The 8,933-nt window shown below is 34.7% G+C and carries 8 protein-coding genes and 2 pseudogenes; all 10 read left to right on the forward strand.

The window, feature by feature from the left end; translation table 11 throughout:
* Positions 1–5: 5 nt before the first annotated feature.
* Entirely contained in the window at positions 6–407 is a 402-nt protein-coding gene (gene yajC, locus LE180_RS01140) for a preprotein translocase subunit YajC (RefSeq protein ID WP_374133655.1), read from the forward strand.
* Positions 408–685: 278 nt separating this feature from the next.
* Entirely contained in the window at positions 686–1,384 is a 699-nt protein-coding gene (locus tag LE180_RS01145; RefSeq protein WP_374133656.1) for an HD domain-containing protein, read from the forward strand.
* Positions 1,384–2,811, forward strand: coding sequence for a protein translocase subunit SecD (secD, locus tag LE180_RS01150; RefSeq protein ID WP_374133657.1), 1,428 nt, complete (start codon positions 1,384–1,386; stop codon positions 2,809–2,811). The genes LE180_RS01145 and secD overlap by 1 nt, the downstream gene beginning before the upstream one ends.
* A 12-nt stretch (positions 2,812–2,823) precedes the next feature.
* Positions 2,824–3,762: a protein translocase subunit SecF gene (secF, locus tag LE180_RS01155; protein ID WP_374133658.1), complete on the forward strand. Its 939-nt coding sequence runs from the start codon at positions 2,824–2,826 to the stop codon at positions 3,760–3,762.
* The gene (locus LE180_RS01160; RefSeq protein ID WP_374133659.1) at positions 3,762–4,334 is read left to right on the forward strand and encodes a hypothetical protein; all 573 of its coding nucleotides are present in this window, start codon (positions 3,762–3,764) and stop codon (positions 4,332–4,334) included. Before secF ends, LE180_RS01160 begins: the two co-directional genes overlap by 1 nt.
* A 54-nt stretch (positions 4,335–4,388) precedes the next feature.
* Positions 4,389–5,687 (forward strand): 3-deoxy-D-manno-octulosonic acid transferase, encoded by a 1,299-nt coding sequence (locus LE180_RS01165; RefSeq protein ID WP_374133660.1) that lies wholly within the window; start codon positions 4,389–4,391, stop codon positions 5,685–5,687.
* Between the two features lie 173 nt (positions 5,688–5,860).
* Positions 5,861–7,301 (forward strand): annotated as a pseudogene (locus tag LE180_RS01170) (N-6 DNA methylase).
* Between the two features lie 19 nt (positions 7,302–7,320).
* Positions 7,321–7,890, forward strand: coding sequence for a restriction endonuclease subunit S (locus LE180_RS01175; protein WP_374133661.1), 570 nt, complete (start codon positions 7,321–7,323; stop codon positions 7,888–7,890).
* 14 nt (positions 7,891–7,904) lie between these two features.
* Positions 7,905–8,438 carry a restriction endonuclease subunit S gene (locus LE180_RS01180; protein WP_374133666.1) on the forward strand — a complete coding sequence of 178 codons (534 nt, stop codon included), beginning with the start codon at positions 7,905–7,907 and terminating at the stop codon, positions 8,436–8,438.
* A gap of 115 nt (positions 8,439–8,553) precedes the next feature.
* Positions 8,554–8,652, forward strand: a pseudogene (locus LE180_RS01185) (type I restriction endonuclease subunit R); the annotation flags it as partial.
* Positions 8,653–8,933 lie beyond the last annotated feature (281 nt).

Genomic DNA, 8,933 nt, shown 5'->3' on the forward strand with positions numbered 1-8,933 from the left:
GAAAAATGAGAAAATCAGTTGATTTGTTGGTATTTTTGGTGGCAGTTTTGTTAACGCCTTCTTTTGCATTTGCACAATCGGGCAGTGGAGGGATGTCTTTTGGTGGATTCGGATTAGTGCCGCTTCTTCTTATTTTTGTCTTTTTCTATTTGTTTATGTTAAGACCTCAGCAGAAAAAAGCTAAAGATCATCAAAAATTGTTAAACTCTTTAAAAAAAGATGACAGAGTCATTACGGTTGGCGGTATATATGCCACTGTAAGTTCTGTAAAAGGAAATATTATTGAAGTTAAGATTTCAGACGGAGTTTGTATTCAGGTCGCAAGACAGTCAGTCGCTTCTGTGATAACCAAAGAGAAAGAAGCTGAAGAAGCTACTGTTAAAATTCCTGAAATTGTTAAAAGGTAATAGTAAATATTTGGCAGTGGATACTTTGCTGTGCTCAGTATTATCACTTAAAAAATAAGTATAAATACTCTCGTCAGGCTGTTCCGCCATCTCTTCTCGTAAAAAGGGAATTTACTACGATGTCTTTATTCCCTTTTTTACGAGAAGAGATGGCGAGCGTAGCCTGATGGGACATATGAGGGTGGCGGTGAAGTCGTCGGAGTATGACAAATAACGGCGAGTGTGGCATGAAAGCGGTTGCAACGACAACTGACAAAATACACGGTTATGGATAAGCAATGAATACTAAAAATACTAAAAATGAATACTCAAAAATAACTCTTGCAAATGTGAAAAAGAGTCCGATTGTTAAGATGTTTATTAAGTCAGCTGATAATTATTTAGGGGAGATAGGCTATACTGAACATGGAAAAAGACACGTAAGTTTGGTTGCGTCTATAGCGAAAACCGTTTTGTTGCGCCTTGGTTATTCGAAAAGATATCAGGAGCTTGCCGAAATCGCGGGTTATATGCATGATATAGGAAATATTGTAAATAGACATGATCATGGACAATCTTCAGCGCTTATAGCTATGCGATTGTTGAAAGATTTGATGATGGATCCTGAAGAGATAGCGTTAATAATTTCGGCCATAGGCAATCATGAACAAACAGGCGATCCGATGAATCCTATAGCGGCGGCGCTCGTTTTGGCTGATAAATCTGACGTGCATAAGACAAGAGTGCGAAGTCTTCGTCGTAATGCTTTAGATCACAACATACACGAGCGAGTAAATTATGCCGTGAAAAAATCTTCTTTAGAAGTTAACAAAGATAAAAAAATTATATCACTTTATCTAGTCATTAATATTCAAAAATTTTCGGTTATGGAATACTTTGAAATTTTTATGGATAGAATGCATATATGCAAAAGGGCTGCAGAAGATTTTTTCGATTGTACATTTGAGTTAATAATAAATGAGAGGCAATTGCTCTGATGAGTAAGATTAATTGGAAGTTATGGACCACTATAGCATTATTGGCTTTTTCTGTATGGATATTGTGTCCGTCGATAAATTGGATAATGATGTCTAACGATCAAAAAGAACAAGCAGAAAAAGAAAGGAATCCTATTTTAGGCAAAGTTTTAAAATTAGGATTGGATTTAAAAGGAGGCACTCATCTCCTTTTGGAAATTGATTCATCTCAGCTAGATGGTAACATAAAGATTAAAGATGCTGTTGATAGAGCCACGGAGATTATCAGAAACAGAATCGATCAGTTTGGCGTAGCTGAACCTATGATTGCAAAACAGGGAGATAAGTGGATAGTGATACAGCTTCCCGGAATCAAAGATCCTCAGGCGGCGAAGGCTTTAATAGGTAAAACAGCCTTACTTGAGTTCAGAATAGTAGATAAAAGCGAGCAAGCCGGCAAAGTGCTTGATTTGCTTTCAGATAAGAAAATTACCCCAACTCAATACAGAGAAGATCCTTCGATATATCCTGAAATAACGGCTGCTATGCCTGAAGGCGCATCGGTTTTTGAAAGTAAGGGAGACGGTTCGTATTATGTGCTAGATAAAACTCTTCTAACCGGAGCTGCTCTTACGAATGCAAAAGTTGAATTTGGCGGGCAATTCGGTCAGCCTATAGTTTCGCTTGAGTTTAACAAAGATGGTGGGAGAATATTTGCAGATATTACAGAGAGAAATAGAGAGAAAGGTTTGGCTATAGTGCTTGATGGGATTGTGCAGTCTGCTCCTGTAATTCGCGCCAGGATCCCGGACGGAAAGGCTGTTATAGAAGGAGGATTTTCAGCTGAGGATGCAAGGCTTCTTGCGACAGTCTTAAGAGCCGGTGCGCTTCCAGCTCCTGTGAAGGTTATAGAAGAAAGGACTGTGGGACCGTCGCTGGGAGATGATTCAATAAAGAGCGGTTTTATGTCAGCCGTTGTTGGTGTAGTAGTAGTTTTTATTTTTATGATTGGTTATTATCGTTTTTCAGGCGTTATTGCAGATATAGCTCTTGCTTTAAACTTAATAATGCTTATGGCGACTATGGCATATTTCCAGTTTACCCTTACGCTTCCAGGTGTGGCGGGTATAGCTCTCACTCTTGCGATGGCGGTTGATGCGAATGTTCTTATATTAGAGAGAATAAGAGAAGAACTTGCCAGTGGCAAAACTGCGAGAGTTGCCGTAGATGCAGGTTATCAGAAAGTTTTTTGGACTATTTTTGATGCAAATCTTACAACTCTTATAGCCGCTGTTTTCCTGTTCCAGTTTGGAACAGGTCCAATAAAAGGTTTTGCTGTTACTCTTTCAATAGGTCTTATTATAAGCATGTTTACTGCTATAACTGTTACTAAACTTATATATGAATTTTTGTTTAAAGAAAATCTTTTATTGAGAATAAAAATATAGTCGGAGGTCAAAGTGCAATTCTTTAAATCCATACATATAGATTTCATCGGTAATCGTCGTAAATTCTTTGTAATAGCTGGAACATTGTTGTTAATGACTGTGATCGCGTTCATTTATAGAGGCGGACCGAATTACGGCATTGATTTTACCGGCGGTGTTCTTATGCAGATTTCTTTCCAGCGTAATAATGTTGAGTTGCAAGATGTTCGTGGCGCTATAGAGTGTGCAGGAATAACTTCTTTTGAGTTGCAGAGTTCTGAAAATATGATTATGATAAGAGCGAAGAAAAATCTTGAATCGCAAGAAGAATTTGAAAGAACAATACGAGATTCTATACGAGCAAAATTGCCCGATAATCCTATGAAAATTGAAAAAATAGAATATGTTGGTCCAAGCGTGGGAGAGTATCTTTCAAAACAAGCATTGTATGCGTTTTTCTTTGCTTTCTTGGGCATGATTGTATATGTCGCTTTTAGATTTAAATCCAGTTTGTGGGGAGTTGCCGCTGTTCTTGGTATTGTGCATGATGTTATTGTTTCTTTTGGTTTTGTGGCTCTCGTAAACAAAGAAGTCAATATAACAGTGATAGCGGCTCTTCTGACGGTTGCCGGTTATTCAATTAACGATACTATTGTTCTGTTTGATAGAATGAAAGAGAATTTAAGATTTCGCGCAAAGGAAGATTTTGCAACTATTATCAATAAAAGTATTAACGAGGTTCTTGGTAGGACAATTGTTACTTCTTTAACTGTGTTTGTTGTTGCAAGCTCGTTGTTTTTCTTTGGAGGCGAAGTTATACATACTTTTGCCTACATTATGGTTATAGGCACGGCGCTTGGAGTGTTTTCTACAATATTTATTTGTACGCCGCTTGTTTATGAGTGGGAAATAAGAAGAGCTAATCGTTTAAAAATTGCGATTAAACAAGGCGTAGTTCGTTCAAAAAGATAATGAGAAAGATAAAGAATTTTAAGATAAATTTACGAGTTAAAGAAATTTTACGTGTTGTGAAGAAACTTAGAAATGTTGCTGATTTATCGGTTGAACTTGAGGAAACTATTCAGCGTCACTGTCGTTTGTATTTTAAGTTTTTGTCACCTTCTGTTGTTTACGATGTTTTTTCAAAAGATGCTTTACCATTTATTTACGAACAAGATGCTCCTTCGAAATGGATTGCTGAAAGCGTTTTTTTTGTTACTATAGGCAATGGTCTTTATGAAGAATATAAAAAAAATGAAGGGACTTTTGGAGAACATACAGGTAAAATTGTTTCTGCAATAGCCGTTGATGCTCTAGAACAATCAAAGTTTTTTGTGCAAAGACTTATTTCAAATGAAGCGCGAGATGAAAATTGTGAAATATCAAGAATTGTAGATGTTCCGAGGGATTTATACAGGGAATTTGCAAAAGTTATCCCTATAGACAAAATAGGCATAAGTATAGAATCTGAAGATGTCAGTCCTAAGTATTCAACTTGTGGATTATTCTACTGGATACCATCTAAGAAAAAAGCAAAAAGATAATAGAGGGTGATAAAGTTAGTTGATCATACGACTACGGTTTTTCGATCTGTGTAAATGATTGGTAATAAAATGTTAAGAATATATTTAATCATATATAACGCTTTGTTTGTTGCGGGCATGCCTTTAGTTATACTTGTTTTTCTTTTTAGCAGTAAATATAGAAAAGAATTTTTTTATAAACTATCTGAACGTTTCGCTTGTTATAAACCTGTAAGTAAAAAATCAAAAAAAACTACTATTTGGGTGCATTGTGCGTCGCTTGGCGAAGTGCGTGCTGTTGAGCCTATTTTGGATGCGCTTCAAGAGAAATATTATATTGTTTTGACAACAATTACAAAAAGCGGTAGAGAGCATGCGCAAAAATTGCAAAAAGCGGATTTTGTTGCTTTACTTCCATTGGATATTTATCCCATCATGAATAAAGCGTTTAGTATTATTAATCCGAGTATGCTTGTGCTTGTTGAGACTGAACTTTGGGTAACTATGCTATACTCTGCGGCAAGTAAAAATGTAAAAATTATTACAATTAACGGAAGAATGTCTGCCAAGTCATTTAAGGCATACAAAAAAGTGAAATTTTTTTGGAGAAGTTTTGTAAGTCTTATTAGTACCGTTATTGCTAGAAGTAAAGATGATGCCGATAGATTTGAATTTTTAACTGATGGTAAAAGTGATATTGTTGTTTCTGGTAATATTAAGTACGACAGAGATTTTACATTGGACTCAAAGCGTGAAGATTTTATGTTGAAAAAAGAAGATTTTGTTTTTACGGCCGGTAGTACAAGAGAAGGCGAGGAAGAATTTATAGCAGAAGCGTATAATAAAATAAGTTCCGATTTTAAAAATATTAGATTTTTTCTCGCTCCTAGACATTTTCCAAGGATAGAAGAAGTAGTTAATATTCTTAAAAATAAAGGTATTAAGTATTCATTGTTTTCTAGCGGCGATTTCAGCGCTAATTTTATTTTGATCGATGTTTTTGGAAAACTACAGAATATATACTCCGTTTCAGATGTATGTTATGTGGGTGGTTCGCTTGTAAACAAGGGTGGTCAAAATCCCATAGAACCTGCAGCATACGGCAAGTCCGTTTTATTTGGCAAAAATATGAATAATTTTATAACAGAAGCTGAAAGTCTTATAAGAGAGGGCGGAGCGTTTTTCGTTGAAGATTCAAATGATTTAGTCGCTAAGGTTAAAGAATTTATTTTAAATAGACGATTGCTCGAAGATGCCGGACAAAGAGCTTTAAAAACGGTTAGGTCTCAAAAAGGCGCGGTATTTTTTACTGTAGAGAAAATAAGAAAAATGTTAGTTCCTTTCTCCTTTGATGGGTCGCAGCGCGACGAATGAGGAAAAGTAGTAATTTTCAAGTTGATGTTATCTCTCTTCCTTGAGGGAAGTGACTTTGAAAAACCCCGATAAGACATTCGAGGTTAAACTCCGATATTGAAAAGAGAGTTAGGGGTTTGTATTTGGTATATAAATCGACTAACATCTCCATTAATTTTCAAAAGGAGAAAATGATGTTTGAACAAGCGTTTAAAAACGTAGATGACATTCTGCATAAAGACGCGGGCAATAGTAGCGAATTAGATTATATTGAACAAACTTCTTGGATTTTGTTTTTGAGATATTTAGACGATTTAGAGCGTACAAAAACTAAAGAAGATGCGCTTGCAATCAAGAAATATACAAATATAATTTCAAAAGAATTTCAGTGGGGCGTTTGGGCATGTCCTAAAAAAGATGGTAAATTAGATTACAATAAAGCTTTAACCGGTGATGATCTTGTCAATTTTGTAAATCAAAAACTCTTTCCGTACCTTAAAAAATTTAAAATTAATGCAGCAAACTACAATACAATAGAATATAAAATTGGCGAGATTTTCAGCGAGCTTAAAAATAAAATTCAGAGTGGATACAATTTAAGAGAAGTATTAAATATTGTTGACGAACTCAAATTCTCTACTCATGCTCAAAAACATGAGATGTCTCATCTTTATGAATCAAAAATTAAGAATATGGGCAATGCCGGACGCAACGGTGGAGAATATTATACTCCGCGTCCGCTTATCAGGACTATAGTAAAAGTTGTGGCTCCTAAGATAGGGGATAAAATTTATGATGGTGCCGTAGGGTCGGCAGGCTTCTTGGTAGAAGCGTTTAACTATCTGCATGAGAGAGTCAAAACAACAAAAGAACAGTCGGTATTGCAACATAATACTTTTTACGGCATAGAAAAAAAAGCGCTCGCATATATTGAATATGATTTTGCATGGTATAGAAGTGCCAAATATTTTACATACAAATACGCTTTCAAAAAATATTAAAGACGCACAAGAAAAAGGTAAATTTGATGTAGTTCTTGCTAATCCACCGTTCGGAGGGAAAGAGCGTCCCGAAGTACAGCAAAATTTTGATATTAGAACGGGAGAAACAGCTTTTCTGTTTTTACAGCATTTTATGAAAATACTAAAAGCAGGCGGTAAAGCCGGCATTGTTATTAAAAATACATTTTTATCTAATACTGACAACGCTTCTATATCGCTTCGTAAAGAGTTAATTCAGAGTTGTAATTTGCATACGCTATTGGATTTGCCAGGCGGAGTGTTTACTGGGGCGGGCGTAAAAACTGTAGTTTTGTTTTTTGAGAAAGGCGTTCCTACGAAAAAAGTTTGGTACTATCAATTAAAATTAAATAGAAATCTTGGCAAAACCAATCCTTTAAATGAAAAGGATTTAGAAGAATTTGTTAAACTTCAAAAAACAAAAACTAATTCGGACAATTCTTGGACTGTAAAAATTGAAGATGTAAATAAAGAAACTTACGATTTATCTGTAAAAAATCCAAACAAAAAAAACGAAACGATAATAAGAAATCCAAAAGATATATTGAAAGAGATATTAGAATTAAATAAAGAGTCTGTAAAAATAATTTCTGAAATTGAAAAGATATTAAAGTAATAATTCAAAAGGTTTGGCAATGAAAACGAATAGTAAGTGGGAAATGAAAAAACTTGGATCAGTTATAACGCTTGAATATGGTAAACCATTGTCGCATACTAAAAGATTTATCGATGGTCTGTATCCTGTATATGGTGCTAATGGAGAAAAAACTAGAACTAACGATTTTTTTTGTGATAAGCCTAGCGTAATCATAGGAAGGAAAGGATCAGCTGGGGAAATTAATTTAACTGAGAAAAAATTTTGGCCGTTGGATGTGACATATTTTATAACTTTTAACGATAAGCAATATGATTTAACTTTTTTATTTTGGTTATTGCGTTTGCTTGATTTGCCAAAATTGGCTAAAGGAGTTAAGCCGGGCCTCAATCGTAATGAAGTGTATGATATTGACGTATCTATTCCAGATATAAGAGAACAGCAAAAAATAGTTTCAAAACTTGATAAACTGTTTGAAAATACAAAGAAACTTGAAGACATAGCAAGAAGGAATCTTCAGAACGCAAAAGATATATTCAATAGCGTTTTGAAGGAAACGTTTAGAAATAAAGCTGACACAGACAGACAGACAGACAGACAGACAGACTAGACAGAAAAACTCTAATATTAAAAACGCGTTGGGAAGTAAGAAGATTTGATGATTGTATTGATAAAGTTACATATTCCGCAAAATTAAAGAAAAAAGATTTCTTATCTAAAGGTCAGTTTCCAATTATTTCACAAGAAAATGAATTTATAAATGGATATTCCTGTGATAAAGGGAAATTATTTAAAGTTGCAGAACCTATTATAATTTTTGGAGATCACACGCGGACTTTAAAATATATTGATTTTGATTTTATATTGGGAGCGGATGGCGTAAAAATTATTAAGCCAAAAAAAGGATTAAACCCAAAAATTTTGTATTATTGCATGTTAAGTAATCCCATAAAATCTTTAGGATATGCTAGACATTACAGAGAATTAAAAGAAACTACCATATCTTATCCTAGTGATATTTTAGAGCAGCAAAAAATAGTTTCAAAACTCGATGAATTGTCATTAAGAACAAAAGAATTAGAGGTAATTTATCAAAAGAAAATAGATAATTTGTTGGAACTAAAAAAATCCATGCTTAAACGCACATTTTGCTGTTAGTTCCCTTTATCCTCAACCACTCTCTCTCAAGTGGAGAGGAAAAAAAACAAAGACAAGGGTGAAAGGAGAAAATGTAACGGCGAGAGCAAAGGACAAATTCTTCTAGAGGAGAACCATGAACGAAGCAGAAACTAAGGCTGAACTTATAGAGCCTAAATTGAAGGACAGTGGCTGGACCGCGGAAAATAATTGTAAAATCTTTCGCGAGTTTCACTGATTGTATCATCTCATCAAATACAACTGTTGTGATTATACCAAATCAAACCTTTTAACAAATCAGCTACAACTATGTGTAATTGTATCAAAACTTTTAACAATTTGACATAAAATCATCAAAGATTATAATCAAAAATCAGGCAAAGATTATAAGCAAAAGTCAGGCAAAACGAGTACTCTCCACTTCTGAAAGTCTGGCAAAAGACCCTCAAAAAACGGCTAAAGAGACTCTATAGTAAAGAGCCAATGGCTCAAGAATCATTGATTCAAGGGAACGAA

The organism is Candidatus Endomicrobiellum pyrsonymphae (assembly GCF_020328025.1).
GTDB classification, from domain to species: Bacteria; Elusimicrobiota; Endomicrobiia; order Endomicrobiales; family Endomicrobiaceae; genus Endomicrobiellum; species Endomicrobiellum pyrsonymphae.

Bases quoted from the DNA above. Each gene is read 5' to 3' on its own strand.
- yajC (WP_374133655.1), top strand. From the start codon at position 6: ATGAGAAAATCAGTTGATTTGTTGGTATTTTTGGTGGCAGTTTTGTTA.
- LE180_RS01145 (WP_374133656.1), top strand. From the start codon at position 686: ATGAATACTAAAAATACTAAAAATGAATACTCAAAAATAACTCTTGCA.
- secD (WP_374133657.1), top strand. From the start codon at position 1,384: ATGAGTAAGATTAATTGGAAGTTATGGACCACTATAGCATTATTGGCT.
- LE180_RS01160 (WP_374133659.1), top strand. From the start codon at position 3,762: ATGAGAAAGATAAAGAATTTTAAGATAAATTTACGAGTTAAAGAAATT.
- LE180_RS01165 (WP_374133660.1), top strand. From the start codon at position 4,389: ATGATTGGTAATAAAATGTTAAGAATATATTTAATCATATATAACGCT.
- LE180_RS01175 (WP_374133661.1), top strand. From the start codon at position 7,321: ATGAAAACGAATAGTAAGTGGGAAATGAAAAAACTTGGATCAGTTATA.